Origin of the sequence: Pseudomonas sp. CFII64 (assembly GCF_000416235.1) — a bacterium.
Lineage (GTDB): Bacteria > Pseudomonadota > Gammaproteobacteria > Pseudomonadales > Pseudomonadaceae > Aquipseudomonas.
This window is the reverse complement of sequence record NZ_ATLO01000003.1, coordinates 178619-204989: the sequence shown is the minus strand read 5'-3', so window position 1 is coordinate 204989 and position 26371 is coordinate 178619. Positions and strand designations below refer to the sequence as shown.

Sequence of the window (26371 nt, the reverse complement as noted above, 5' to 3'; positions counted from 1 at the left end):
CACGTCGTAGACGCGGGAGGTGAGGATTTTCCGGGCGTAGTGATTGAGCAGGTCGGTCATCGCGCGCGTCCTTCACGGGTAGTGACGGCGCGCAGAGCCTGCAGGTTGAAGAGGGCGAGCGGGGCTGGGCAAATGATCATGTCTGACTCCTGAGTGGTTGGCCCTGGAGACAGAAAAAACCCGCCTCTAGGGCGGGTTGGGTGCACGCGTCGGCTAACCCGCCATGACTGGAATGGCGGTAATAATAATCTGGCCGAAGAAATGCTTGGTTACGTTCATGGCCTGAAGACTATTTCGGTTGTGCGGGCCAAGTCAAGGCGGCGCTGGCTAAATTCCCGCCATCGCGCCGCGTATCTTTAATGACACTGACATTTTTCCTTCACTTGGGCACTTTAAGGTGGAGGTCATGGTCAGTGAATGCAGTCATTAAAGAACAGCCAAGAGGGCATGCGTTATGGACGACTATCTGGAAGAAATACTCGAATACAAAGCGTTTGAACTGGATCCACCCGAGCCTGCGGACGACGCTACCGAGTTGTAAGCGTTCAGGCAATATGGCGTTGGCTGCGGCGGAACTCCCCGGGAGTCTGGCCGTTCCAGCGCTTGAAGGCGCGTTGAAAGGCTTCGGCCGACGCGAAACCCAGCAGATAGGCAATTTCGCCGAACGCCAGTTCGGTGTCGCGTATGTAAGTCATTGCCAGGTCGCGTCGCGTGTCATTGAGAATGGTGCGAAAGCGCGTGCCTTCTTCAGCCAGCTTGCGGCGCAACGTCCAGGTCGGCAATTTCAAGCGTGCGGCAACTTCCTCCAGGTCCGGTTCCCGGCCGCCATTCAACAAAGGTCCGAGCAAACGCGTGATGCGTTCACGCAGGCTGCGGGTGCGGGTCAGTTGCTCCAGTTCCTTTTCACAGAGTTGCAGCAAGTGTCGCCACGTGCTCGGGCAATGCTCGGGATTGCGCAAGGCCAGCACGTCTTGATTTAGCAGCAGTTGATTGGTGTCAGCTGAAAACACCACCGGATGTTCGCTCAGGGGCGCGTATTCGGCCGCGTATGTTGGCGCATCGAATTCGATTTCAATGCGCTGCGCCCGAATCTCTGTCCCGGCCAGTGTCGAGAGTTGCTGCACCCAACCGGCGAATATCGAATCCACCACGAAGCGGTTGTAAGCGTTATACGGGCTGATGGAGTAAAAACGCAGCCATGCGCCTCGCGCGTCTTCGTGAAAGCTCGAATGCCCCCGGTAATTGGAGCCGTACAGCGCTTCAAAACGGATCAATGTGCGCGCCGCTTCTCGGACTGTGGGCGCTTGCGCGGCCGTCACGCCCACCAGGCCGCATTGGCTGATCCGGCTTAAGCGGCCCATGCGCAGACCCAGTCCCGGCTGACCGGTGAGCTGGATGGCGGCATGGCCCAGGCGCATGTAGCGTGGAATCGACAGGCGGGCGCAGGCTTCGCCCAGGCGTGCGGCGTCCAGGCCGTATTGCGCCAGCAGCGGGGCGGGATCGCAGTCGAAACTGCGCACTGCATCACTCAGGCTGTGAACAAACCCGACGGACAAATCTCCCAGGCGCATCGGCGACGGATTCATGGTCAGAGCCAGAGGTTGATCAGGCGTGCGCCGTGGCCGGTCTTGTCGTCCGGCGAAGGCTCGATGATCTTCAGGCCGTTGCGGCTGGCGAAACTGTGCCCGGCGCTGCCCTGATCCCAGAACTGGCCGCGCATGAACACGCTGACGCCGGCGCGGGCCGAGCTGCCCGGTGTCTTGCTGGTCAGGGTCAGGCGTTGCCACGCTTCGCCTTCGCTGAGGCTGCCCGCCGGCATGTCGAGCGGTGGGGCGAGGTCGACGCCTGGCACGCCGCGCCAGGGTTTGCGCCAGCCGCCGTTGCCGACCACAAAAGCCGGTACGGCGATCAACTCCGCGCCGCTGTCGTTCAAGCGGCTGTAGTTGCGCGGATACCAGCTGTCGATGCCGATCAGGATGCCCAATCGTCCGGCAGGCGTGTCGACGACGTTGAGCGGTGCGTCGGCGGCGGACTGGATGTAACCGCGCTGATAACTGGCCGGATATAACTGCCGCTGCGGCTGGCCAATGGGCAGGCCATCGATGCCAAAGACCAGGCTGCTGTTGAACAGCGGGCCGCTGCCGACTTCCAGCTTGCCGTCCACCACACGGGGTTGCGGCAGCACAATGGAGCCGGCGACCAAGGTCACGCCAAACTCCTTGGCCAGCCCGCCGAACAACGCCTGGTAATCCTTGGCCATGCTGGCGGCTTTCATCCGCAGGTGGGCGTCGTTCAGGCGGTTCTCGCCAGTGGCGCCCAGCATGGCAGCCATGAATTTCAGCGGGTTGCTCACTGATAGCCAGGTCATGGCTTCATCAATGGTGGCGGCTTGATACAGCTGATTCTTTTCGCCAGTGGCAAACAGCCAGGTCCCGACGTGTTCGGGCAGCACAACGATGGTCTTGCTGTTAACCAGGCCTTTGTCCCGCGCCTGCGCCAGATAGGCAGCCAGTTTGCGGTGCAGGCGTTCGAGGCTTTGGTAGTCGGCGGGAAACAGTTCGGCCTGCACACCCAACAGGTTGCCGCGCTCGCCGGGCTGACCGTCATCGACTGCCAATTGGATGCGCAGGTCGGACAGGTAATGGCCCACCGGGCGCTGCTCGGTCCAGACCCCGTAACTGGTCAGGGCGATCAGCAGCAGCGTGGCCAGGAAAACAGCAAAAAATGTACGCATAGGAAGGAAAAGGGCTGCCGGGTGCGGGTTTGCCGCCTAGGGTAGGGCGCGCCATCGTGCTTGCCAACCCTTGCTGCACGTTTGGATCAATAACTTGTCACTTTCAGTCATTGAGCGCGCTGGGTGGGGCCTTTACTGTTGCGCCATGAACAGGCCCGAAAAGCCTGAATAATTGACGGTTGCCCAAGGCATCCGCGTCCCGTGATTACGCTTGATGGAGTCTTTATGGCCGCCGCTCACTACCCGCACCTGTTGGCCCCGCTGGATCTGGGTTTCACCACGCTGCGCAACCGCACGTTGATGGGCTCCATGCACACCGGCCTGGAAGAAAAGCCCGGTGGTTTCGAGCGCATGGCGGCGTACTTTGCCGAGCGTGCCCGTGGCGGCGTCGGCCTGATGGTCACCGGCGGTATCGCGCCCAACGATGAAGGCGGCGTGTACTCCGGCGCCGCGAAGCTGACCAATGCCGGGGAGGCGGAACAGCATCGCATCGTCACCCAGGCCGTGCACGAAGCGGGCGGCAAGATCTGTCTGCAAATCCTGCATGCCGGGCGTTATGCCTACAGCCCCAAACAAGTCGCGCCGAGTGCCATCAAGGCGCCGATCAACCCGTTCACACCTCGGGAGCTGGACGAAGAAGGCATCGAAAAACAGATTCAGGATTTCGTGACCTGCTCAACCCTGGCCCAGAGCGCCGCCTATGACGGCGTTGAAATCATGGGTTCCGAAGGCTACTTCATCAACCAGTTCCTCGCCGCCCACACCAACCATCGCACTGACCGCTGGGGCGGCAGCTACGAAAACCGTATGCGTCTGGCCGTGGAAATCGTCCGCCGGGTACGCGACGCGGTCGGCCCGCAATTCATTATTATTTTCCGCCTGTCGATGCTGGATCTGGTCGAAGGCGGCAGCAGTTGGGAAGAAATCGTCCAGCTGGCCAAAGCTATCGAACAGGCTGGCGCGACCCTCATCAACACCGGGATTGGCTGGCATGAAGCGCGGATTCCGACCATTGCCACCAAAGTGCCGCGCGCGGCCTTCAGCAAAGTCACGGCCAAATTGCGCGGTTCGGTGGGCATCCCGTTGATTACCACCAACCGGATCAACACCCCGGAAATCGCCGAGCAGATCCTCAGCGAAGGCGACGCCGACATGGTGTCCATGGCCCGGCCGTTCCTCGCCGATCCAGAGTTCGTCAACAAAGCCGCTGCCGGTCGCGGCGATGAAATCAATACCTGCATCGGTTGCAATCAGGCGTGCCTGGACCACACCTTCGGCGGCAAGCTGACCACCTGTCTGGTCAACCCGCGCGCCTGTCACGAAACCGAACTCAATTACGTGCCCACCCGGCAGATCAAGCGCATTGCGGTAATCGGCGCCGGTCCTGCCGGGCTGGCGGCGGCCACGGTAGCCGCCGAGCGTGGACACAAGGTCACGCTGTTCGATTCCGCGAGCGAAATCGGTGGTCAGTTCAACATCGCCAAGCGCGTGCCGGGCAAGGAAGAATTCTTCGAAACCTTGCGCTATTTCGCCCGCAAGTTGCAGACCACCGGCGTCGACGTGCGCCTGAATCAGCGGGTTGCCGTGACGGATCTGGTCAACGCGGGTTATGACGACATTGTCCTCGCAACCGGCATTGCGCCGCGCACGCCAGCGATTCCCGGCATCGATAACCCCAAAGTGCTGAGTTATCTGGACGTGATCCTGGCGCGCAAGCCTGTAGGGCATAGCGTGGCGGTGATTGGCGCGGGCGGCATTGGCTTCGATGTGTCTGAATTTCTGGTCCATCAAGGTGTGTCGACAAGCCTGGATCGCGAGGCGTTCTGGAAGGAATGGGGCATCGATACCGCCTTGCAAGCCCGTGGCGGCGTGGCGGGCATCACGCCCGAACCCCATGCTCCGGCGCGCCAGGTATTTTTGTTACAGCGCAAGGCGTCCAAGGTCGGCGACGGTCTGGGCAAGACCACCGGCTGGATTCATCGCACCGGGTTGAAAAACAAACAGGTGCAGATGCTCAACAGCGTTGAATACCTGCGTATCGACGATGCCGGCCTGCACATCCGCATCGGCGAAGGAGAAGAGAAATTGCTGCCGGTGGATAACATCGTGGTCTGCGCTGGCCAAGACCCGCTGCGAGAGTTGCACGACGGACTGGTGGACGCGGGCCAGTCGGTGCATTTGATCGGCGGCGCTGACGTGGCGGCGGAACTGGATGCCAAGCGGGCGATTGATCAAGGCTCGCGATTGGCTGCGGGGTTGTAAACCGGCGCAATCCCTGTAGGAGGGAATTTATTCCCGAAGGCATTTGAACAGGCGGTGAATATCCGTCGTCTGAACAGGCGCTTTCGCGGATATGCGTCAGACCAGGTGAATCTGCGTGAGTGGTAAACTGCGCCTCTCTTTAATGCGGGCCAGACACCGTGTCGCTCAAACCCATCAGCTGGTCTCCCCAGGCTCCACTTGAACCCCTGACTCTGCCCTGGCTTGCACAGGCCGGGGTCGAGGTGGCGGTGTTGCGCCTAGACCTGATCGACACGCTGATCAGCGGCAATAAATGGTTCAAGCTCGTCCATCACCTTGCTGCGGCTGTCGAGGCCAAGGCCCGAGGGGTCATCAGCCTGGGCGGCGCGCATTCCAATCATCTGCACGCACTGGCGGCGGCAGGCAAACGTTTCGATTTCCCCACTGTGGGCCTATTGCGCGGCCATGCGCAGCAAACCCCGACCACGCGGGATTTGCAGGCATTCGGCATGCAGTTGCATTGGTTGGGTTATGGCGGCTATCGGGCGCGGCACGAGGCTGATTTCTGGCTGCCCTGGCTGGCGCGTTATCCAGACTTTTCTCCGATCCCGGAAGGTGGCGGTGGTTTGGCCGGTGCATCGGGCTGTGCGGAGCTATTGAGTATGGCGCGCGGCCAGCTGGGTAATCTGGGCTGGGACGATTATCACGGCTGGTGGCTGGCCGTCGGGACGGGCACCACGCTGGCCGGGTTGGTGTGGGCAGAAGCGGGGGAACATCCGGTGTATGGCGCCATGGCGGTGCCGGATGGGCATGGGGTGCGGGAGAATGTGGCAGCAATTGTTGGATCAGCTGCGATTTCTGCTTATCACCTGCTCGACGCCAGCCGTGGCGGCTTTGCCAAAACCGACCAGCACCTGCTCGATTTCATCGCTGCCTGCGAAGACCAGAGCGGCATCCCTCTCGAACCGCTGTACACCGGCAAAGCCCTGCTGATGCTGCGCGATGAACTATCGAGCGGGCGTTTTGCGCCAGGCACGCGTTTGATCTTTATCCACACCGGTGGCCTGCAAAGTCGACGGGCGATGGGTCTTTAAGCCTCCGATCCGGCCCTCTGGCACGAATCCTGCGCCTCTCGGGTCATGACGGGTCGGCCCTGAATACGTGGATGACACTTTCAGAGTGAACCCTTTCAGCCGCTGTCCCGATAATCGATAGCTTCCTGATACAACGTCGAGGTTCAGCATGACCAGTGCAACTGCAGGGCAGGTCAGTCCCGCCACTTTGAGAAAAGTCATTGTTGCCGCCGCCATCGGCAACTTCGTCGAATGGTTCGACTTCGCGGTCTACGGCTTCCTGGCCACCACCATCGCCCAACAGTTTTTCCCCAGCGGCGACGCCAGTGCCGCCTTGCTGAAAACCTTTGCGGTATTCGCCGTGGCTTTCGCATTTCGGCCTTTGGGCGGGATCTTCTTCGGCATGCTGGGCGACCGGATCGGCCGCAAGCGCACTCTGGCAATGACTATTTTGCTGATGGCGGGCGCCACGACCCTGATCGGCGTGTTACCCACCTATGCCGCCATCGGGGTGATGGCGCCGATCCTGTTGACGCTGATCCGCTGTGCCCAAGGTTTCTCGGCGGGCGGTGAGTACGCCGGGGCCTGTGCTTATCTGATGGAACATGCGCCCAATGACAAGCGCGCCTGGTATGGCAGTTTCATTCCCGTTTCGACCTTTTCCGCCTTCGCCGCTGCCGCAGTGGTGGCCTATGCACTGGAAGCATCGTTGTCTGCCGAAGCCATGGGCAGCTGGGGCTGGCGCCTGCCGTTCCTGATCGCCGCGCCACTGGGGCTCGTCGGGCTTTACCTGCGTTGGAAACTGGACGAAACCCCGGCGTTTCAGGCCGTCAAAGAGGAGCACGCGGTGGCCCACTCGCCACTCAAGGAAACCCTGCGCAACCACGGCGCGGCAATTTGCTGCCTTGGCGCTTTCGTTTCGTTGACGGCCTTGTCGTTCTATATGTTCACCACGTATTTCGCCACCTACCTGCAAGTGGCCGGCGGCCTGAGTCGTGCCTCGGCGCTGCTGGTGTCGTTGATTGCATTGATCTTCGCTGCGGCGATCTGTCCGCTGGCCGGGCTGTATTCGGATCGTGTCGGGCGTCGCGTCACGGTCATGAGCGCCTGCGCATTGTTGATCATCGTGGTTTATCCATCCTTCCTGATGGCCAGTTCGGGCTCGTTCGCGGCGTCCATTGTCGGCGTCATGCTGCTGGCTGTTGGCGCGGTGTTGTGCGGTGTGGTCACGGCGGCGCTGCTTTCGGAAACCTTCCCGACCCGCACCCGCTATACCGCGTCGGCGATCACCTACAACATGGCCTACACGATTTTCGGGGGCACCGCGCCCTTGATGGCGACCTGGTTGATTACCACGACGGGCAGCAACCTTTCGCCGGCGTTTTACCTGATCGCTGTCGCCTTGCTGGCATTGGCGGGTGGCTTGGCGTTGCGGGAGACTTCGCGGATTTCCCTGCATGATATTCCGGCGGGGGCGACGCCGGGGGCGATGGGCGCTGCGGCGTAGTGCAAATCTGTAGGAGCGAATAAATTCGCTCCTACAAGATGAATCCGGGAAAGAGAACACTATCGCTGCAACAATTTGTGGCGATAGCGCCCTAAAAAATGGCACATTGGCGACCCCCGCGTGCCGTCGACACATTTTGCAATGAGCTGTCAGGGCACATCCAAACGCTCCACGGATGAACTTCATGGCCGTCAGCAACCCTGCTTCAAACGCAATTCCAGCCTCACCGTCCAGCACCAGCAGTCCGTTGGTGATGCGCATTATCGGCGCGGTGGCGCTGGCGCATTTGATCAATGACCTGATCCAGGCCGTATTGCCGTCGATCTACCCGATGCTCAAGGAAAACTACGGGCTGAGCTTCACTCAGGTTGGGCTGATTACCCTGACATTCCAGATCACTGCTTCGCTGCTGCAACCCTGGGTGGGTTATTACACTGATCGCCACCCCAATCCACTGGTCTTGCCGCTGGGTTCGATCTGCACCCTGATCGGCATTCTGATGTTGTCCATGGTTGGCAGTTTTCCGCTGATCCTGCTGGCTTCGGCGCTGATCGGCATCGGTTCCTCGACCTTTCACCCGGAAGCTTCGCGTATCGCGCGGCTGGCGTCGGGCGGGCGTTTTGGTCTGGCGCAATCGACCTTTCAGGTCGGCGGTAACACGGGTTCGGCATTCGGTCCGCTGTTGGCGGCGGCGATCATCATTCCGTTCGGCCAGGGGCATGTGGCCTGGTTCGGACTGTTTGCGCTGTTTTCCTTGGGCTTGCTGTACGCCATCAGCCGCTGGTATCGCTCGCACTTGAGTCTGTTCAAGCTCAAGCAAGGCCAGGCCGCGAATCATGGCTTGTCCAAAGGCCGCGTTACCATGGCGTTGGGGATTCTGGCGTTTCTGGTGTTTTCCAAGTTCTTCTACATGTCCAGCATCACCAGCTACTTCACCTTTTACCTGATCGAGAAGTTTGACCTGTCCGTGGCGCAATCACAGTTGCAGCTGTTCCTGTTTCTCGGCGCGGTGGCAGCGGGCACTTTCTTTGGCGGCCCGATTGGCGACAAGATCGGCCGCAAGGCGGTGATCTGGTTCTCGATTCTCGGCGCAGCACCCTTCACGCTGGCGCTGCCTTACGCGGACCTGTTCTGGACCAGCGTGCTAAGCGTGATCATCGGTTTCATCCTGGCTTCGGCGTTTTCCGCCATCGTGGTGTACGCCCAGGAACTGGTGCCGGGCAACGTCGGCATGATCGCAGGGATTTTCTTCGGCCTGATGTTCGGTTTCGGCGGCATCGGCGCGGCCTTGCTCGGTTATCTGGCGGACAGCCACGGCATTTTGTTCGTCTACACGCTGTGCTCGTTTCTGCCACTGCTGGGCCTGCTGGCGATTTTCCTGCCGCGCACGAAAAAAGCGCTTTGATCGTTTAAGTAGGGGAAACGGGCAGGGCGAGACTCGACGTTGCGTTGGTGGTGTCGCCCAGATTGGGCCAGATGTCAGCGACGAGAAATACTCGCTCGGCTTCTTCCCATTCGCCGTCAGGATTTTCTGTCAGGCGCACCAGAAGTTGCGCTGGCGCCAGTGGGTCCAGTTCCGCCAGCCAGTCAGCAAGCTGTTCATGGCTCCAGGGTTGCGCGTAATGCGCCGGTGCCAGCCAGGCGTGACGCGGCAGCAATTGCCAGCGACCTTGGGGTCGTTGGACAACGAAATCTTCCCAGTCGCGCTGATGCAGCCAACTGCCGCGCAAATGCTGGCGATGCGCGCCTTCGGGGGATTGCGCCTGTCCGGGCCAGGGATACAGCAGGTAACCGCCCAGCCAAAGCTCTGCACTGAACTGGTTAATATCCAGCGCCGCCAGCGTTTCGCGACTTTCCGGACGTGCGGAGATGGGTAGCTGATGCTGGCTCAAATGGGCCAGCTTGCGATCCAGCCGGTCATGGCAGCCAGGGCCGAGCCATTGCGCCGGATCGCTGCCATCGCCGTGTTGCGGACCCAGATAAAGCTTGATCGCCAGCTCGACGTGGTGCACACCGTCAGCATCGCGCAGCAGCATGTCCAGCTCCCCCAGCGTATGCCCGCCCAGGCGGATCGGCAGGTTGGCGGCGATCATCTCGACGCCGGGCGCATGATGCACGGCGAATTGCCATAAGCGCTCGTAATACAAACCCAGGCGTCGTGTGGCACCCAGCGCCAGCCAGTGATCGAGTTGGCGGCTGTCCTGATCCAGCTGGCGCAGGAAATCGGCCAGTTGCTGCGGTTGGTGTACCCAGTCGCTGGCCGACAATGGATGGCGCTGCGGCCACGGGGTTTGCCCAAGCATCGGCGGCGCCAGGATCACCCAGGCAAGATCACGCACCTGTGAGGTGCGTAATTGACGGGGCAGGTGGGTCAGGCTTGGGAATAGGGTCATGAACCGAGGATAGCGGAACTTGCGTTATGGCATACAGTGCAGCCCACATATAGACACTCTGTTGTGGGGCTGTGCTGGCCTCTTCGCGGGCAAGCCTCGCTCCAACGGGTTTAGGGCCCGCGTGGAAAATTGCTCTGGCTTTTGGTTTTTGCTTTTCCGTGCCACGTTCTGGCAGACACCGCCAAATGCGCGTCGGGAGGCTGAGCGCAGGTGTCGTGGGGTGGGGCGACCGGCATGGATGCCGGTCGAGCGCCGTTGCGCCAGGGATGGCGGGTCGGCGCGTACCCACACCACGGCACCGGAGCGAAGGAACCGCTGCGAAGCAGGGGCCGGACGTCAGCGCAGAATGGTTTCCCCCCTTTGCCGAAATGTATAGACCGATTCGCGCCGGTACATATAAGGAGCGAGCTTGCTCGCGAAGGGATATTCCTGAATAAGCAAGATCAACGCCTCGCCAACAAGTTGACCCCCACAACATCGGCAATTGCCGCTACCCCGGCCTTTCACCCATAATCCCCTTCTTTAAGCCGCATCGAACCCCCGCAGGAGCCCCATGGAGCAATTTCGCAATATCGGCATCATCGGTCGCCTCGGCAGTGTGCAGGTGCTCGATACCGTTCGCCGACTCAAGAAGTTTCTGCTGGGACGGCACCTGCATGTCATTCTCGAAGACACCATTGCTGAAGTGTTGCCGGGCCATGGCCTGCAGACTTCGTCGCGCAAGATGCTCGGGGAAGTGTGCGACATGGTGATCGTCGTCGGCGGCGACGGCAGCCTGCTTGGCGCGGCGCGGGCGTTGGCCAAGCACAATGTGCCGGTGCTGGGCATCAACCGTGGCAGCCTGGGTTTTCTCACTGATATTCGTCCCGACGAGCTGGAAGTGAAGTGCGCCGAAGTGCTGGACGGCCACTATCTGGTGGAAAACCGCTTCCTGTTGCAGGCCGAAGTCCGTCGTCATGGCGAAGCCATCGGCCAGGGCGATGCGTTGAACGACGTGGTGCTGCACCCTGGCAAGTCGACGCGCATGATCGAATTCGAGCTGTATATCGACGGCCAGTTCGTCTGCAGTCAGAAGGCCGACGGGCTGATCGTCGCCACGCCAACCGGTTCGACTGCCTATGCGCTGTCGGCGGGCGGGCCGATCATGCATCCCAAGCTCGATGCCATTGTCATCGTGCCAATGTACCCGCATACCTTGTCCGGCCGGCCTATCGTGGTGGACGGCAACAGTGAGCTGAAAATCGTCGTCTCCAAGGACATGACGATTTATCCACAGGTCTCCTGTGATGGGCAGAACCATTTCACTTGCGCACCCGGCGATACCATTACCGTGAGCAAGAAGCCGCAGAAACTGCGTCTGATCCATCCGCTGGATCACAACTATTACGAAGTGTGCCGCACCAAGCTTGGCTGGGGCAGCCGGCTTGGTGGTGGAGGCGACTGATGCTCGATCCCGCGCGTAGCTACGATCTGATCGGTGACGTGCATGGATGTGCCCATACGCTGGAGCAATTGCTCAGCGTGCTGGGCTATCGTTTTCAGGCTGGCGTCTGGCGGCACCCGGAGCGCATCGCGGTGTTCCTCGGCGACATCATCGACCGCGGCCCGTTGATCCGAGAGGCCCTGCATATCGTGCGCGACATGGTCGTGGCCGGTCATGCGGTGTGCATTATGGGTAATCATGAGTTCAACGCACTGGGTTGGGTGACACCGGCCTTGCCCGAAAGCGGCAAGCTGTTCGTGCGCGAGCATTCGCCACGGCACGCGCGCCTGATTGGCGAAACCCTGGCGCAGTTCGAGCAATACCCGGACGAGTGGCACGACTTCGTCAATTGGTTCTATGAGTTGCCGCTGTTCATCGATGCCGAGCGTTTCCGCGTGGTGCATGCGTGCTGGGATTCCAGCCTGATCGGGCCGCTGTTGGGGTTGCACGGCAACGGCTGCATCGACAAGCATTTTGTCCAGGCCTCGGCAGTGCCCGGCAGTTTTGCCAGCGCGGTATTCGATCGCCTGTTGCGCGGCACCGACATGCGTTTGCCCCATGGCATGACGTTCACCGGCGGCGACGGCCTGACGCGGGCGTTCTTTCGCACCAAATTCTGGGAAGACGATCCGCAAACCTATGGCGATGTGGTGTTTCAGCCCGATGCCTTGCCGGAAGGCGTGGCCAAGACGCCGTTGACCACCACGGAAAAAAACGCCTTGCTGCGCTATGGCAGCGACGAACCTTTGCTGTTCGTCGGCCATTACTGGCGCAGCGGCGTGCCTGCTCCCATTCGGCCAAACCTGGCTTGCCTGGATTACAGCGCCGTGCTTTACGGCAAGTTGGTCGCCTATCGGCTTGACCAGGAAACCCGAATCGATCCCGACAAGTTTGTCTGGGTCGATGTCAAACGTCCCGAGGCTGTGTAATGAGTCCTGTTGCTGTATTGCGTCTGCCGTTGACCACTGATTTGAGTGGCTTCGTCAGCCTGTTGAACCGCTTGCGCGTGCCCCATCGAGTCAGCGAAGAAGCGGGGGAACAAGTGCTCTGGGTGCCGGATACTGCGCAGTTGGCCGAAGATGTGCGCACCCTGTATCAGCAATACCCGCAAGGCGACGAAAACTACCAGCTGCCCGCCGGCCAACAGTCGAGCAGCCTGCCGCGCTCGGGTTTTGTCCGGCAGCTCAAGGACAGCCCGGTTACATCGCTGATTCTGCTGGCCTGTCTGATCGTCGCCGGCATCACGCTGCTGGGCGACAACCTGCAGGCGGTGAGCTGGCTGACGTTTCTGGATTTCCGCATTCATGGCGATTACGCCAGTTTCAGACCGCTCGCCGATACGCTGGCTGCCGGTCAATGGTGGCGCATCGTCACGCCCATGCTGATTCACTTCGGCATCCTGCACCTGGCCATGAACGCCATGTGGTACTGGGAACTGGGGCGCCGCATTGAGTTGCGTCAAGGCAGCGGGTATCTGCTTGGCCTGACCCTGTTGTTCAGCGCCGTTTCCAACTACGTTCAATACCAGTTCGGTGGGCCGAGCCTGTTTGGCGGCCTGTCCGGCGTGCTGTATGGCTTGCTCGGTCATTGCTGGATCTTTCAAATGCTCGCGCCGAACCCCATCTATCGTTTACCGCGCGGGGTTCTGGTGATGATGCTGGTCTGGCTGGCGTTGTGCCTGTCGGGGCTGGTGAGCATGCTCGGCTTCGGCGAAATCGCCAACGGCGCGCATGTGGGCGGTCTGATCATCGGTTGTGTTACAGGTCTGTTGGGCGGTGCTCTGGCCCGCCGTAACGTTTAAAATCCGCCGCTAATTTGTGGAGTGCCTATGTCCTCTTTTGTTGAAATGATCGAAAACATCACCCCGGACATCTACGAGAGTCTGAAGCTGGCCGTGGAAATCGGTAAATGGTCGGACGGCCGCAAACTGACTCAGGAACAGCGCGAGCTGTCCTTGCAGGCGCTGATCGCCTGGGAAGTGCAGAACCTGCCGGAAGACCAGCGGATCGGTTACATGGGCCCACAGGAATGCGCCTCCAAATCCACGACCGTACCTAACATCCTGTTCAAGTCGGATGCCATCCATTGATCGAGATTGGTCGCGGCGCAGTCAACAAAATGTCAGCGCGCCTTGATGCGCCGCTGGTGCAATACAGCTTTCGTCTGGGCGACAGCGAGATTCCGGTCAACCCGATGATTGGCAAGACCGTGCGCCTTGAGTTCCTTGGCGCGATTCATTGCAGTCATTGCGGACGCAAGACCAAGTCCAGCTACAGTCAGGGCTATTGCTACCCGTGCATGCTCAAGCTGGCGCAGTGCGATATCTGCATCATGAGCCCGGAAAAGTGCCATCACGAACACGGCACCTGCCGCGATCCGGCCTGGGGCGAGCAGTTCTGCATGACCGATCACGTGGTTTACCTGGCCAATTCGTCGGGCGTGAAGGTCGGCATCACCCGCGCCACGCAGTTGCCGACCCGCTGGCTCGACCAGGGTGCAAGTCAGGCGTTGCCGATTATTCGCGTAGCCACTCGCCAGCAGTCCGGTTTCGTCGAAGACCTGCTGCGCAGCCAGGTAGCCGACCGCACCAACTGGCGCGCGCTGCTCAAGGGCGACGCGGTGCCTGTGGACCTTGCCGCCGTGCGCCAGCAATTGTTCGACAGCTGCGCCGAGGGTCTGGCAGGACTGCAAGAACGATTCGGCCTGCAGGCTATCCAATTACTGCATGACGTGGAGCCAATCGAGATCCGTTACCCCGTCGAGGCGTACCCGACCAAGATTGTCAGCTTCAACCTGGACAAGAATCCCATCGCCGAAGGCACGTTGCTGGGGATCAAGGGCCAGTACCTGATTTTCGATACCGGCGTGATCAATATTCGCAAATACACGGCCTATCAACTGGCCGTGCATCAGTAAAAGGACTCCATCATGCGCACCGATCAACCGCAAATGATCTACCTGAAGGACTACCAGGCGCCCGAGTACCTCATCGACGAGACGCACCTGACCTTCGAATTGTTCGACGACCATTCCCTGGTGCACACCCAGCTGGTGATGCGTCGCAATCCGGCCCGTGGCACGGGTCTGCCGCCGTTGGTGCTGGATGGTCAGTTGCTGGAACTGCTGTCGGTCAAGCTCGATGATGTCGAACTGACCAACACCGATTATCAGCTGACCCCGGACCACCTGACGCTGCACCCGAAGGCCGAATCCTTCGTCGTCGACAGCAGCGTGCGAATCCATCCGGAAACCAACACCGCCCTGGAAGGCCTGTACAAATCCAGCGGCATGTTCTGCACCCAGTGCGAGGCCGAAGGTTTTCGCAAGATCACCTATTACCTCGACCGCCCGGACGTGATGAGCAAGTTCACCACGACCCTGAGCGCCGACAAGCACGCCTTCCCGGTCCTGCTCTCCAACGGCAACCCGATTGCCAGCGGGCCGGAAGATGACGGTCGGCATTGGGCAACGTGGGAAGACCCGTTCATGAAACCGGCGTACCTGTTCGCGCTGGTGGCCGGTGATCTGTGGTGTGTGGAAGACAAGTTCACCACCATGAGCGATCGGGAAGTGACCCTGCGCATCTATGTCGAGCCGGAAAACATCGACAAGTGCCAGCACGCCATGACCAGCCTGAAGAAATCCATGCGCTGGGACGAAGAGACCTACGGTCGCGAGTACGACCTGGACATCTTCATGATCGTGGCGGTCAACGACTTCAACATGGGCGCCATGGAGAACAAGGGCCTCAATATCTTCAACTCCAGCGCCGTGCTGGCCCGCGCTGAAACCGCCACCGACGCTGCACACCAGCGGGTCGAGGCCATCGTTGCCCACGAATACTTCCACAACTGGTCGGGCAACCGCGTGACCTGCCGTGACTGGTTCCAGCTGTCGCTCAAGGAAGGCTTCACGGTTTACCGCGATTCCGGCTTCTCGGCGGACATGAACTCGGCCACGGTCAAGCGCATTCAGGATGTGGCTTACCTGCGCACCCACCAGTTCGCCGAAGACGCCGGACCCATGGCCCATGCCGTGCGCCCGGACAGCTTCATCGAGATTTCCAATTTCTACACGCTGACCGTGTACGAAAAAGGCTCGGAAGTGGTCGGCATGATCCATACCTTGTTGGGCGCCGAAGGTTTCCGCAAAGGCAGTGATCTGTACTTTGAACGCCACGACGGCCAAGCGGTGACCGTCGACGATTTCGTCAAAGCCATGGAAGACGCCAATGGCGTCGACCTGACGCAGTTCAAGCGCTGGTACAGCCAGGCTGGCACGCCGCGTCTTGCGGTGAGCGGGTCCTACGACAGCGCCGCGAAAACCTACAGCCTGACCTTCCGCCAAAGCTGCCCAACCACGCCGGGCCAGCCAGGCGACGCGAAGAAGCCCTTCGTGATTCCGGTTGCGCTGGGCCTGCTGGACAAGCAGGGCGGCGAAGTGTCCTTGCATCTGCAAGGTGAAGCGGCTGCGTCGGGCACTACCCGCGTGATTTCCGTCACCGAAGCCGAGCAGACCTTCACCTTTATCAACGTTGCCGAACAGCCGTTGCCGTCGCTGCTGCGCGGTTTCTCGGCCCCGGTGAAACTGAGCTTCCCGTATAACCGCGATCAGCTGATGTTCCTCATGCAGCATGACAGCGACGGCTTCAATCGCTGGGACGCCGGGCAGCAGCTGTCGGTGCAAGTCCTGCAGGAATTGATCGGCCAATATCAGCAAGGTCAGGACATGGTCCTCGATCAGCGTCTGGTCGCCGCGCTGGGCACGGTCCTGGCGGACACCTCGCTGGATCAGGCAATGATCGCCGAGATGTTGTCGTTGCCGGGCGAAGCTTATCTGACCGAGATCAGCGAAGTGGCTGACGTGGATGCGATCCACGCCGCTCGCGAATTCGTCCGCAAGCAACTGGCGAACAGCCTGTTCGACGCGTTGTGGTCGCGCTACACCAGCAACCGCGAGGTGTCGAAAGCCACGCCTTATGTGGCTGAAGCCGAACACTTTGCCCGTCGCGCCCTGCAAAACATTGCCTTGTCGTACCTGATGCTCAGCGGAAAGCCCGAAGTTCTGGCCGCCACCATCGAGCAATTCGACACCAGCGACAACATGACCGAACGCCTTACCGCGCTGGCTGTATTGGTCAATTCGCCATTCACCGCCGAGAAGGACAACGCGCTGACGGTGTTCGCGGAAAACTTCAAGGACAACCCGCTGGTCATGGACCAATGGTTCAGCGTTCAGGCCGGCAGCACCTTGCCCGGCGGTCTGGAGCGGGTCAAGGCGCTGATGCAGCATCCGGCGTTCAACATCAAGAACCCGAACAAAGTCCGCGCCCTGATCGGCGCGTTCGCGGGGCAAAATTTGATCAACTTCCATGCGGCGGACGGCTCCGGCTATCGCTTCCTGGCCGATCTGGTCATCCAGCTCAACGCCTTCAACCCGCAGATCGCGTCACGCCAATTGGCACCGCTGACCCGCTGGCGCAAATACGACAGCGCCCGTCAGGCGCTGATGAAGGCCGAACTGGTGCGCATCCGTGATTCGGGTGAGCTGTCCAGTGACGTGTACGAAGTGGTGAGTAAAAGCCTGGCCGAGTAATCGCCAGCTGTAGGTAAAGGGCCTGACGCGCAAGCGGACAGGCCTTTTTTTATGTGGGAATTTTTTGAGGGTTCGCTTCATGTAGGGGCTTTCCAGCACCCTCCATGGCGGTTTCATACAAGTCAGTGCGGAGTCGGCTGGCAGAGATTTCCTGCGACAAAGCCCATCCTTTCGCTTCGTGCTGCGGCGACCCTGATCGTCGCGCACATCATCCCGATTGAGGTGTGGACTTTGTTGATGAATGGGCGAAATACGCTGGTAATGCTGGGGCTGTTTGCACTTGGGCAAGAGGCGATGGCCAACGCGCAGATAACCAAAGAGCAGCAGTTGCAGGTCGGCAGTGTCGAATTGAATCTGGGTGTCGGGTTGTTGAACGGCAAGTCCGAGGAAAAAGTCTACAACCGTGGCGAAAAACTCAGTCAGTTGAACTGGGACATCAAACAGGTTCCCACCTTGCATCTGGGCCTGACCTACCACGCACTGGACTGGCTTTCCCTCGACGTGCGCGGCTGGACGCGCATGAGCGCGGGCAACAGTCACATGAAAGATTACGACTGGGCGTATGAGGACGCCGACTGGAGCCACTATTCGGATCACCCGGACACGCGTCTCAAGAATGCCTGGCAGGCGGAGTTGGCAGCGACAGTCTGGGGGCTCAAGCGTGACGACCTTGCCCTTGGCGTGATGGCCGGTTATCAGCGCAACCAGTTTGAATGGCAGGCCCGAGGCGGCCGCTATATCTACTCCTCGGAAGATGGCTATCGCGATCTAGCTGGCGAGTTGCCGGCCGGAGCCAAAGTCATCAGTTATAAACAGAGCTACGCCACTCCCTTTCTCGGTCTTGTTGGTATCTACAACCACCAGAAGTGGACCCTTGAAGGCCGCTTCAAGTACAGCCAGTGGGTGAATGCCAGGGACTTCGACACCCATCACATGCGCGACCTGACGTTTGCCGGCAATCACGGCAATACGGGTCGGATGCAAAGCGTGGCGCTGGGACTGACGTACAGTTTCAATCCGCAGTTTTCGGTAAAGGCGGGGCTTGATCATCAGATCTACGCTGAGGCCAAGGGCAATACGTTGATCACGCACGTCCCCAGCGGCCGGAGCGGGCGTACCGGCAGTAACTCCAGCAGTCAGGCCAACAGAACGACGGTTTCTTCCCTTGCGGTGGCTTACCAGTTCTGAACTTGATTGCCGATATCGGCCAGCACACAGGGGTCGTAGGACCGGCTTTAGCCGGGAGGGCGGAAGGTCTGACGACGCAACTGCTGCGAATGTCCCGGCGTCCTCCCGGCTAAAGCCGGTCCTACGGGCTTGTGTGATGGGGGGGATCAAGTCGGTGTCTACAACGAGCTACATCTCTGCCACATCAGCTTTACTGATACCCAAACAATCACAAGAGGCGCGCTTAACAAAAGATAACGTCTTGTCGATTGTCACGGCTTTCCAAAGCTGGATAGGATAGGTCTGCTTCCGAAAGGCTAGGGCTAGAGCGTTTGCAGCTGTTCTGCAAGGGGTGGCCTGTCTTCGGTGGACCTAATAACAATAAAAGGGGAACGCTCCATGAGTGAGCCTGCATATCGGCGCACCCAGTCCAGTGCGGACGCGGCCATTGGCCGTTTACTGGCACTACGCACAGGCAAGCCCCCGGCTAAATCCTGCTCGCTGCTCGCTATTTTGATGCTCGCGGGTTTCATGACCCATTCCATGGCGGCAACCGACAGCGCGCAGAGCAGCGCTGGCGGCGATCCGGCGGCGCTTTATTCCATTGAATCGGCCAAGTCGGCTCGCGGTCTGCTGCTGGACGTGACCCACGCCGGTGCGAGGCTGGTAGTGGTGGGCGATCGCGGCCACATCCTGTATTCCGACGATCAAGGCAAAACCTGGACCCAGGCCAAAGTGCCGACTCGACAGCTGCTCACTGCGGTGTATTTCGTCGATGAAAAACACGGCTGGGCGGTTGGCCATGATGCGCAGATTCTCGCCAGCAGCGACGGCGGCGCGACCTGGGGCAAGCAGTTCGAAGACCTCAAGCGCGAAGCACCTTTGCTGGATGTCTGGTTCAAGGACCTCAGCACCGGCTTTGCCGTCGGCGCCTATGGTTCGTTGATGACCACTACCGACGGCGGCCAGCATTGGCAAGACGCCAGCGACCGCCTCGACAACGAAGACCAGTATCACCTTAACGGGATTGCCCAGGTCACTGACGCAGGCTTGTTCATCGTTGGCGAGGCGGGTGCCATGTTCCGTTCGGCTGACGATGGTCAGAGTTGGGAAAAGCTCGAAGGCCCTTATCAAGGCTCGCTGTTTGGTGCTATCGGCACGGGTCAGGCCGGCACACTGCTGGTCTACGGACTGCGCGGCAATCTGTATCGCTCGACGGATTTCGGCGACACCTGGAGCCCTATCGAATTGAGGGCTGCGCGTGGCCCGCTGGAGTTCGGCCTGTCCAACGCAACCTTGCTGGCTGACGGCTCACTGGTGCTGGTGGGTAATGGCGGCAGTGTCATGCGCAGTACCGACGATGGCCTGACGTTTGAGGTTTATAACCGTCCTGACCGGATTTCGCTGTCCGGCGTGACGGGTGATGCACAGGGCAATCTGATTCTGGTCGGGCAGGGTGGCGTTCGCCGTACCTCGCCGACCGGCGCCGAATCGACCCAACAATAAGAATTATCAAGGCGGGATCCGGCATGAGTAATCTTCATCAGACTCAGCAGCACAACAACGACAAGGCCACGCTTCTTGAACGGTTGATTTTCAATAATCGGCCGGCAGTGATCGTCATTTGCCTGCTGGTGAGCGCCTTTCTGTTCTGGCAGGCCACGCTGGTCCGCCCCTCCACCAGTTTCGAAAAGATGATCCCCCTGGAGCATCCATTCATTCAGAAAATGATGGAACACCGTAACGACCTGGCCAATCTGGGCAATACGGTGCGGATTTCTGTCGAAGCGGTGGATGGCGACATCTTTTCCAGGCAGTACATGGAAACCCTGCGCGAAATCAACGACGAGGTGTTTTATATACCCGGTGTTGATCGTTCCGGACTCAAGTCGTTGTGGAGCCCGAGCGTGCGCTGGACCGAAGTGACCGAGGAAGGTTTCGCCGGTGGCGAGGTGATTCCGCAGAGTTATAACGGTTCGGATGACAGCCTGGATTTGCTGCGCAACAACGTGCTCAAGTCCGGTCAGGTTGGCCGACTGGTGTCCAACGACTTCAAATCGAGCATCGTCGATGTGCCGCTGCTGGAGTCCTACCCGGACCCTGAAGACCAGGGCAAGCTGATCAAGCTGGACTACCAGCAGTTCTCCCATCAGCTGGAAGAAAAGATTCGCGACAAGTACCAGGCGCAGAACCCCAACATCAAGATTCACATTGTCGGTTTCGCCAAGAAAGTCGGCGACCTGATTGATGGCCTGTTGATGGTGGTGCTGTTCTTTGGCGTGGCGTTCCTGATTACCCTGGTGTTGCTGATCTGGTTTACCCGCTGCATTCGCAGCACGATCGCGGTATTGAGCACCACGTTGATTGCCGTGGTCTGGCAGTTGGGCCTGATGCATGTGGTGGGTTTCGGGCTGGACCCTTATTCGATGCTGGTGCCGTTCCTGATTTTCGCCATTGGTATTTCCCATGGCGTGCAGAAGATTAACGGTATTGCCCTGCAATCCAGCGACGCCGAGAACGCCCTGACGGCGGCGCGACGTACTTTCCGCCAGCTGTTCCTGCCGGGCATGATTGCGATTCTGGCCGACGCGGTGGGTTTCATCACCCTGCTGATCATCGACATCGGTGTGATTCGCGAGCTGGCGATTGGCGCGTCGATTGGTGTCGCAGTCATCGTCTTTACCAACCTGATTCTGTTGCCCGTGGCGATTTCCTACGTCGGCATCAGCAAAAAAGCGGTCAGCCGCAGCAAGAAGGATTCAGTTTCCGAGCACCCGTTCTGGCGCCTGCTGTCGAACTTCGCCAGCGCCAAAGTCGCGCCGGTGTCCATCGCGCTGGCGGTGCTGGCCTTCGGCGGCGGGCTTTGGTATAGCCAGAACCTGAAGATCGGCGACCTTGACCAGGGCGCGCCGGAATTGCGCCCGGATTCGCGTTACAACAAGGACAACAGTTTCATCATCAACAACTACTCCACCAGTTCCGACGTGTTGGTGGTGATGGTCAAGACCCCGCGCGAAGGCTGCTCGGCGTATCCGACCCTGTCGGCGATCAACGAACTGACCTGGAAGATGGAGAACACGCCGGGCGTGCAATCGGCGATTTCCCTGGTGACCGTATCCAAACAGATGATCAAAGGCATGAACGAGGGCAACCTGAAATGGGAATCCCTGTCGCGCAACAAGGACGTGCTCAATAGCTCCATCGCCCGGGCTGACGGCTTGTACAACAACGATTGCTCACTGGCGCCGCTGTTGATTTTTCTCAACGATCACAAGGCCGAAACCCTGGATCGGGCGGTGCATGCGGTGCAGGATTTTGCCAAGGAGAATAACCGCGAAGGCCTGGAATTCCTGCTCGCAGCGGGTAACGCCGGGATTGAAGCGGCCACCAACGAAGTGATCAAACAGACCGAGATGACCATTCTGATCCTGGTCTACATCTGCGTCGCGACCATGTGCATGATCACCTTCCGCTCCTGGGCGGCGACCTTGTGTATCGTCTTGCCGCTGGTGCTGACATCGGTGCTGGGTAACGCGTTGATGGCGTTCATGGGGATCGGCGTCAAGGTCGCGACCTTGCCGGTGATTGCCCTGGGCGTGGGGATCGGCGTCGATTACGGCATTTATGTCTACAGTCGCCTGGAAAGCTTCCTGCGCGCCGGATTGCCGTTGCAGGAAGCCTATTACGAAACGCTGAAGTCCACGGGCAAGGCGGTGCTGTTCACGGGATTGTGTCTGGCCATTGGCGTGTGCACCTGGATTTTCTCGGCGATCAAGTTCCAGGCGGACATGGGCCTGATGCTGACCTTCATGCTGCTGTGGAACATGTTCGGCGCGTTGTGGCTATTGCCGGCACTGGCGCGGTTCCTGATCAAACCGGAGAAGATGGCGGGCAAGGTGGGGAATTCGTTGTTTTCCCATTGACGTGTGTTCATCCGTAGGAGCGGCTACAGCCGCAAGCGACGCGCTGCCGGCTGAAGTCGGTCCTACGGATTACCTTGCCCCAATACCACACTCAACGCATTCCTGGCATCGTCGAGTTGCACCAGCGTCGCATGCCGGGCACCGAGGGCGTCGCGGTTCTGGATGGCGGTGAGGATTGCCTTGTGACGCGGCAGTGCCAGTTCGTGCAGATTGGGCCGGCGATTGGAGTGCTTGAGGGCTTCACGCAGCGCCAGCGACAGCATATTGCACAGGTGCGAAAGCAGGTCGTTGTGGGTCGCGTCGGCGATGCGGCTGTGGAAATCCAGGTCGGGCTGCAACAACGCTTCAGGCGTCGGTGCGGCCTCCATGCGTTGGTAGGCTTCGTCGATGGAGGCGATTTCTTCGTCGGTGGCGTGCTGGGCGGCCAACGCGGCCACTGCCGGCTCAATGACTGCACGCACACTGGTGAGCAGGTTGAAGAATTCGTTTTGCGGGGTGCTCTGCATGACCCAATGCAAGACGTCCGGATCAAGCAAGTGCCATTCCTTACGCGCTTTGACGACAGTGCCTACGCGTGGGCGGGAATAGACCAGGCCTTTGGCGACCAGAACGCGAGTGGCCTCACGCAGGACCGGCCGACTGACCGCATATTCTTCGCACAGCAAGGCTTCGGCGGGCAGTTTTTCGTCAGGCTTGAAGCGCCCGGAGACGATCTGCATGCCAAGTTCCTGGACAATGCGGGCGTGCATGCTTTTACGGTCGGAAGGCTTTCGGTAATCCATGGGAACGCAAGTCGATCCTGAGCAATGAATGCGGCGCATCATAGCATTGGCGCACGATTGCAGGAGATAGCGCGCTTGCGTAGGACCGGCTTTAGCCGGGAGAGCGTTCTCCCGGCTAAAGCCGATCCTACAGAACTGTCAATCAATGCGAATGACGCGGCACCTCGGCGCCACGGCAGCCCACCAGGAAGTCAAAATCGCAGCCTTGGTCGGCCTGCAGCACGTGCTCGACATACAACTCACGATAACCACCGACCAACAGTTTTGGCGGGGCTTGCCAGTCGGCGAGGCGTGCGGCCAGTTCGGCATCGGAGATATCCAGATGCAGGCGACCCGTCGCGCAATCGAGTTCGATCCAGTCACCTTCCTGCACCACTGCCAGCGGTCCGCCAGCAGCAGCTTCCGGCGCCACGTGCAAAACCACGGTGCCGTAGGCGGTGCCGCTCATGCGCGCATCGGAAATCCGCACCATGTCAGTCACTCCTTGGGCGAGCAGCTTGGCGGGCAGACCCATGTTGCCGACCTCGGCCATGCCTGGATAACCCTTGGGCCCGCAGTTTTTCATGACCATCACCGAGTTGGCGTCGATGTCCAGATCGGGATCGTTGATCCGCGCCTTGTACATGTCGAAGTTCTCGAAGACCACGGCGCGGCCCCGGTGCTGCATCAATGATGCGGTGGCGGCGGACGGTTTGAGCACTGCGCCCAATGGCGCAAGGTTGCCACGCAGCACGCAGATACCGCCATCGGCGCGGATCGGGTTGTCCAGGGCGCGGATCACTTCGTCTTCACCGTAGATCGGTGCGTTTTGGGTGTTTTCGCGGATGGATTTGCCGTTGACAGTCAGTGCGTCAGGATTGGGCAGCAACTTGGCCTCATCCATGCGGCGCAGCACGGCGGGCAAGCCACCGGCGTAGTAAAACTCTTCCATCAGGAAGCGCCCGGACGGCTGCAAGTCGACGATGGTCGGCATGCCTCGGCCCATACGTGTCCAGTCGTCCAGCTCCAGATCCACGCCAATGCGTCCGGCGATGGCTTTGAGGTGGATCACGGCGTTGGTCGAACCGCCGATGGCAGCGTTGACCCGTATCGCGTTTTCAAAGGCCTCTTTAGTGAGGATCTTCGACAGGCGCAGGTCTTCGCGGACCATCTCCACCGCGCGCATGCCCGACATGTGCGCCAGCACATAGCGACGTGAATCCACGGCCGGGATCGCGGCGTTGTGCGGCAGGGAAGTGCCCAATGCTTCAGCCATGCAGGCCATGGTCGATGCCGTGCCCATGGTGTTGCAGGTACCGGCCGAGCGCGACATGTCGCCTTCCGCCGCGAGGAAGTCATCGAGGGTGATCTGCCCGCCTTTATAGGCTTCGTGCATTTGCCAGACCACGGTGCCGGAGCCGATGTCCTTGCCTTTGTGCTTGCCGTTGAGCATTGGCCCGCCAGTAACGACGATGGCCGGAACGTCACAACTGGCCGCTCCCATCAGCAACGCCGGCGTGGTTTTGTCGCAGCCGGTGAGCAACACCACGCCATCAATGGGATTGCCGCGAATCGCTTCTTCGACATCCATGCTGGTCAGGTTGCGGGTGAACATCGCGGTGGGGCGCAGGTTGGATTCGCCGTTGGAGAACACCGGGAATTCCACCGGCCAGCCACCGGCCTCGATCACGCCGCGCTTGACGTGTTCGGCGATCTGCCGGAAATGCGCGTTGCAGGGCGTCAGCTCGGACCATGTGTTGCAGATGCCAATAATCGGCTTGCCTTGAAATTGATGATCGGCGATGCCCTGATTCTTCATCCAGCTGCGGTACATAAAGCCGTTCTTGTCGGCAGTACCAAACCATTGGGCAGAACGCAGGGTGGGTTTCTTATCGGAATCAGACATGGTCGGCTCTCTTATTGTAAGACTTAATTGCATTTCTGACGGTTAAAGTAAGCGCAAATTCGCCTCATTGGAAGAGTTGTGAGCTAAATAGTAATACTATATAGTCGGTTTTCAATGAGGGCATGACCCTGGCAAAAGCTCACGCTCCAAGCCAGAGGCGGCCCCAGAGGTTCCATAACAAAAACAATTGGAGACCGCTTTCATGAGCCAGGAACTCAGGCTTATTCGCCGCATCACCCTGAAATTGATCCCCTTTCTGATTCTGCTTTACCTGATCGCTTACGTTGACCGGTCCGCCGTGGGTTTCGCCAAGCTGCACATGAGCGCGGACATCGGCATCGGTGATGCGGCTTATGGCTTGGGTGCTGGTCTGTTCTTCATCGGCTATTTCCTGTTGGAAATCCCCAGCAACCTGATGCTTGAACGATTCGGCGCACGCCGCTGGTTCGCCCGCATCATGATCACCTGGGGCGCAATCACCATCGGCATGGCGTTCGTGCAGGGCGCGCACAGCTTCTATGTGATGCGTTTCCTGCTGGGCGCGGCGGAAGCCGGCTTCTTCCCTGGCGTGCTGTACTACATCACCCAGTGGTTTCCGGTTCGCCATCGCGGCAAGATCCTTGGCCTGTTCATCCTTTCCCAACCCATCGCCATGATGATTACCGGCCCGGTGTCCGGCGGTCTGTTGGGCATGGATGGCGTACTCGGCCTGCACGGCTGGCAGTGGCTGTTCATCGTGATCGGTACGCCAGCGATTCTGCTGACCTGGCCGGTCCTGCGCTGGTTGCCGGACGGTCCGAAACAAGTCAAATGGATGGATCAGGCCGAGAAAGACTGGCTCACCGGCGAACTGAAAAAAGACCTCGAAGAATACGGCCAGACCCGTCACGGCAACCCGCTGCACGCTCTGAAAGACAAGCGTGTGTTGCTGCTGGCGCTGTTCTATCTGCCAGTAACGCTGAGCATTTATGGTTTGGGTCTGTGGTTGCCGACGTTGATCAAACAGTTCGGCGGCACCGATCTGGTGACCGGCTTTGTGTCTTCAGTGCCTTACATCTTCGGCATCGTCGGTCTGCTGATCGTGCCGCGCAGTTCCGACCGCCTCAATGACCGTTACGGACATCTGGCGGTGCTTTATGTGCTCGGCGCCATCGGCCTGTTCCTCAGTGCCTGGCTGACCATTCCGGTCGCACAACTGGCGGCCTTGTGTCTGGTGGCGTTTTCTCTGTTTTCCTGCACCGCCGTGTTCTGGACGCTGCCGGGACGGTTCTTTGCCGGCGCCAGCGCCGCAGCCGGGATCGCCTTGATCAACTCGGTCGGCAACCTGGGCGGTTACATCGGCCCGTTCGTGATCGGCGCGCTCAAGGAATACACCGGCAATCTTGCGTCCGGGCTGTATTTCCTGTCTGGCGTGATGGTCTTCGGCCTGGTGCTGACCGGCGTGGTTTATCGCCTGTTGGAGCGCAAACATGTCTTGCCCGCCAGCGATTTCGCGGCGAGCGCGCGCAGCCGCCAGGCCTGATCTGGTGGAGCGAGTTTTGCCCGCGAAAGCATCGGATCAGTCGACGCGTACATCAACTGGTTGACC

The 26371-nt window shown here is 59.9% G+C and carries 19 protein-coding genes; 14 read left to right on the top strand and 5 right to left on the bottom strand.

All coding sequences use genetic code 11. The annotated features are described in order from the left end of the window. Nucleotides 1-545: 545 nt before the first annotated feature. Both CFII64_RS00835 and CFII64_RS00830 read right to left on the bottom strand, forming a co-directional pair. Entirely contained in the window at nt 546-1586 is a 1041-nt protein-coding gene (locus CFII64_RS00835) for an AraC family transcriptional regulator (RefSeq protein ID WP_020288840.1), read from the bottom strand. Nucleotides 1587-1588: 2 nt separating this feature from the next. After that, nucleotides 1589-2734, bottom strand: coding sequence for a nitrilase-related carbon-nitrogen hydrolase (locus CFII64_RS00830; protein WP_020288839.1), 1146 nt, complete (start codon nt 2732-2734; stop codon nt 1589-1591). 225 nt (nt 2735-2959) lie between these two features. Between CFII64_RS00830 and CFII64_RS00825 the strand changes: the two genes are divergently transcribed. The 4 genes from CFII64_RS00825 to CFII64_RS00810 all read left to right on the top strand — a co-directional run bounded on the left by CFII64_RS00825 (nt 2960) and on the right by CFII64_RS00810 (nt 8960). Continuing rightward, complete coding sequence (locus tag CFII64_RS00825) at nt 2960-4996, top strand: NADPH-dependent 2,4-dienoyl-CoA reductase (protein WP_020288838.1); 2037 nt, start codon at nt 2960-2962, stop codon at nt 4994-4996. Between the two features lie 158 nt (nt 4997-5154). Further along, nucleotides 5155-6069: a 1-aminocyclopropane-1-carboxylate deaminase/D-cysteine desulfhydrase gene (locus tag CFII64_RS00820; RefSeq protein WP_020288837.1), complete on the top strand. Its 915-nt coding sequence runs from the start codon at nt 5155-5157 to the stop codon at nt 6067-6069. 148 nt (nt 6070-6217) lie between these two features. Beyond that, nucleotides 6218-7555, top strand: a complete 1338-nt coding sequence (locus CFII64_RS00815) for an MFS transporter (protein WP_020288836.1) — start codon at nt 6218-6220, stop codon at nt 7553-7555. Nucleotides 7556-7739: 184 nt separating this feature from the next. Beyond that, nucleotides 7740-8960: an MFS transporter gene (locus CFII64_RS00810; protein ID WP_020288835.1), complete on the top strand. Its 1221-nt coding sequence runs from the start codon at nt 7740-7742 to the stop codon at nt 8958-8960. 4 nt (nt 8961-8964) lie between these two features. On the opposite strand, the gene CFII64_RS00805 is transcribed toward CFII64_RS00810, so the two are convergent. Further along, nucleotides 8965-9948, bottom strand: coding sequence for a DUF1853 family protein (locus CFII64_RS00805; RefSeq protein ID WP_044901059.1), 984 nt, complete (start codon nt 9946-9948; stop codon nt 8965-8967). 553 nt (nt 9949-10501) lie between these two features. On the opposite strand from CFII64_RS00805, the gene CFII64_RS00800 reads away from it, so the two are divergent. From CFII64_RS00800 to CFII64_RS00760, 9 genes are all read left to right on the top strand, one after another. Then, complete coding sequence (locus CFII64_RS00800; RefSeq protein ID WP_020288833.1) at nt 10502-11392, top strand: NAD(+) kinase; 891 nt, start codon at nt 10502-10504, stop codon at nt 11390-11392. After that, the gene (locus CFII64_RS00795; protein WP_020288832.1) at nt 11392-12360 is read left to right on the top strand and encodes a metallophosphoesterase; all 969 of its coding nucleotides are present in this window, start codon (nt 11392-11394) and stop codon (nt 12358-12360) included. Before CFII64_RS00800 ends, CFII64_RS00795 begins: the two co-directional genes overlap by 1 nt. Further along, the gene (locus CFII64_RS00790; RefSeq protein WP_020288831.1) at nt 12360-13232 is read left to right on the top strand and encodes a rhomboid family intramembrane serine protease; all 873 of its coding nucleotides are present in this window, start codon (nt 12360-12362) and stop codon (nt 13230-13232) included. The genes CFII64_RS00795 and CFII64_RS00790 overlap by 1 nt, the downstream gene beginning before the upstream one ends. A 27-nt stretch (nt 13233-13259) precedes the next feature. After that, a complete protein-coding gene (locus tag CFII64_RS00785; RefSeq protein WP_020288830.1) occupies nt 13260-13520 on the top strand; it encodes a YeaC family protein in 261 nt (86 codons plus the stop codon). Beyond that, nucleotides 13517-14347, top strand: coding sequence for a DUF2797 domain-containing protein (locus tag CFII64_RS00780; protein WP_020288829.1), 831 nt, complete (start codon nt 13517-13519; stop codon nt 14345-14347). The genes CFII64_RS00785 and CFII64_RS00780 overlap by 4 nt, the downstream gene beginning before the upstream one ends. A gap of 12 nt (nt 14348-14359) precedes the next feature. After that, the gene (gene pepN, locus CFII64_RS00775) at nt 14360-17026 is read left to right on the top strand and encodes an aminopeptidase N (RefSeq protein ID WP_020288828.1); all 2667 of its coding nucleotides are present in this window, start codon (nt 14360-14362) and stop codon (nt 17024-17026) included. 237 nt (nt 17027-17263) lie between these two features. After that, the gene (locus CFII64_RS00770) at nt 17264-18214 is read left to right on the top strand and encodes an omptin family outer membrane protease (RefSeq protein ID WP_177325380.1); all 951 of its coding nucleotides are present in this window, start codon (nt 17264-17266) and stop codon (nt 18212-18214) included. A gap of 378 nt (nt 18215-18592) precedes the next feature. After that, nucleotides 18593-19699, top strand: coding sequence for a YCF48-related protein (locus tag CFII64_RS00765; RefSeq protein ID WP_020288826.1), 1107 nt, complete (start codon nt 18593-18595; stop codon nt 19697-19699). Nucleotides 19700-19722: 23 nt separating this feature from the next. Then, nucleotides 19723-22116, top strand: coding sequence for an RND family transporter (locus CFII64_RS00760; RefSeq protein WP_020288825.1), 2394 nt, complete (start codon nt 19723-19725; stop codon nt 22114-22116). A gap of 62 nt (nt 22117-22178) precedes the next feature. Here CFII64_RS00760 and CFII64_RS00755 read toward each other — a convergent pair whose 3' ends face one another. Together CFII64_RS00755 and CFII64_RS00750 are read right to left on the bottom strand one after the other, a co-directional pair. Continuing rightward, on the bottom strand, nt 22179-22898 hold the full coding sequence (locus CFII64_RS00755; protein WP_020288824.1) for a FadR/GntR family transcriptional regulator: 720 nt from the start codon (nt 22896-22898) through the stop codon (nt 22179-22181). Between the two features lie 142 nt (nt 22899-23040). Then, the gene (locus tag CFII64_RS00750) at nt 23041-24783 is read right to left on the bottom strand and encodes an IlvD/Edd family dehydratase (protein WP_020288823.1); all 1743 of its coding nucleotides are present in this window, start codon (nt 24781-24783) and stop codon (nt 23041-23043) included. Between the two features lie 202 nt (nt 24784-24985). Here CFII64_RS00750 and CFII64_RS00745 point away from each other — a divergent pair, with 202 nt between their 5' ends. Beyond that, nucleotides 24986-26305: an MFS transporter gene (locus CFII64_RS00745; RefSeq protein WP_020288822.1), complete on the top strand. Its 1320-nt coding sequence runs from the start codon at nt 24986-24988 to the stop codon at nt 26303-26305. The last annotated feature ends 66 nt before the right edge of the window (nt 26306-26371 follow it).

What these genes read in the sequence shown, in the direction of transcription:
- CFII64_RS00835 (WP_020288840.1), bottom strand. Translation starts at nt 1,586, where the DNA reads ATGAATCCGTCGCCGATGCGCCTGGGAGATTTGTCCGTCGGGTTTGTT.
- CFII64_RS00830 (WP_020288839.1), bottom strand. Translation starts at nt 2,734, where the DNA reads ATGCGTACATTTTTTGCTGTTTTCCTGGCCACGCTGCTGCTGATCGCC.
- CFII64_RS00825 (WP_020288838.1), top strand. Translation starts at nt 2,960, where the DNA reads ATGGCCGCCGCTCACTACCCGCACCTGTTGGCCCCGCTGGATCTGGGT.
- CFII64_RS00815 (WP_020288836.1), top strand. Translation starts at nt 6,218, where the DNA reads ATGACCAGTGCAACTGCAGGGCAGGTCAGTCCCGCCACTTTGAGAAAA.
- CFII64_RS00810 (WP_020288835.1), top strand. Translation starts at nt 7,740, where the DNA reads ATGGCCGTCAGCAACCCTGCTTCAAACGCAATTCCAGCCTCACCGTCC.
- CFII64_RS00805 (WP_044901059.1), bottom strand. Translation starts at nt 9,948, where the DNA reads ATGACCCTATTCCCAAGCCTGACCCACCTGCCCCGTCAATTACGCACC.
- CFII64_RS00800 (WP_020288833.1), top strand. Translation starts at nt 10,502, where the DNA reads ATGGAGCAATTTCGCAATATCGGCATCATCGGTCGCCTCGGCAGTGTG.
- CFII64_RS00795 (WP_020288832.1), top strand. Translation starts at nt 11,392, where the DNA reads ATGCTCGATCCCGCGCGTAGCTACGATCTGATCGGTGACGTGCATGGA.
- CFII64_RS00790 (WP_020288831.1), top strand. Translation starts at nt 12,360, where the DNA reads ATGAGTCCTGTTGCTGTATTGCGTCTGCCGTTGACCACTGATTTGAGT.
- CFII64_RS00785 (WP_020288830.1), top strand. Translation starts at nt 13,260, where the DNA reads ATGTCCTCTTTTGTTGAAATGATCGAAAACATCACCCCGGACATCTAC.
- pepN (WP_020288828.1), top strand. Translation starts at nt 14,360, where the DNA reads ATGCGCACCGATCAACCGCAAATGATCTACCTGAAGGACTACCAGGCG.
- CFII64_RS00770 (WP_177325380.1), top strand. Translation starts at nt 17,264, where the DNA reads ATGAATGGGCGAAATACGCTGGTAATGCTGGGGCTGTTTGCACTTGGG.
- CFII64_RS00765 (WP_020288826.1), top strand. Translation starts at nt 18,593, where the DNA reads ATGAGTGAGCCTGCATATCGGCGCACCCAGTCCAGTGCGGACGCGGCC.
- CFII64_RS00760 (WP_020288825.1), top strand. Translation starts at nt 19,723, where the DNA reads ATGAGTAATCTTCATCAGACTCAGCAGCACAACAACGACAAGGCCACG.
- CFII64_RS00755 (WP_020288824.1), bottom strand. Translation starts at nt 22,898, where the DNA reads ATGGATTACCGAAAGCCTTCCGACCGTAAAAGCATGCACGCCCGCATT.
- CFII64_RS00750 (WP_020288823.1), bottom strand. Translation starts at nt 24,783, where the DNA reads ATGTCTGATTCCGATAAGAAACCCACCCTGCGTTCTGCCCAATGGTTT.
- CFII64_RS00745 (WP_020288822.1), top strand. Translation starts at nt 24,986, where the DNA reads ATGAGCCAGGAACTCAGGCTTATTCGCCGCATCACCCTGAAATTGATC.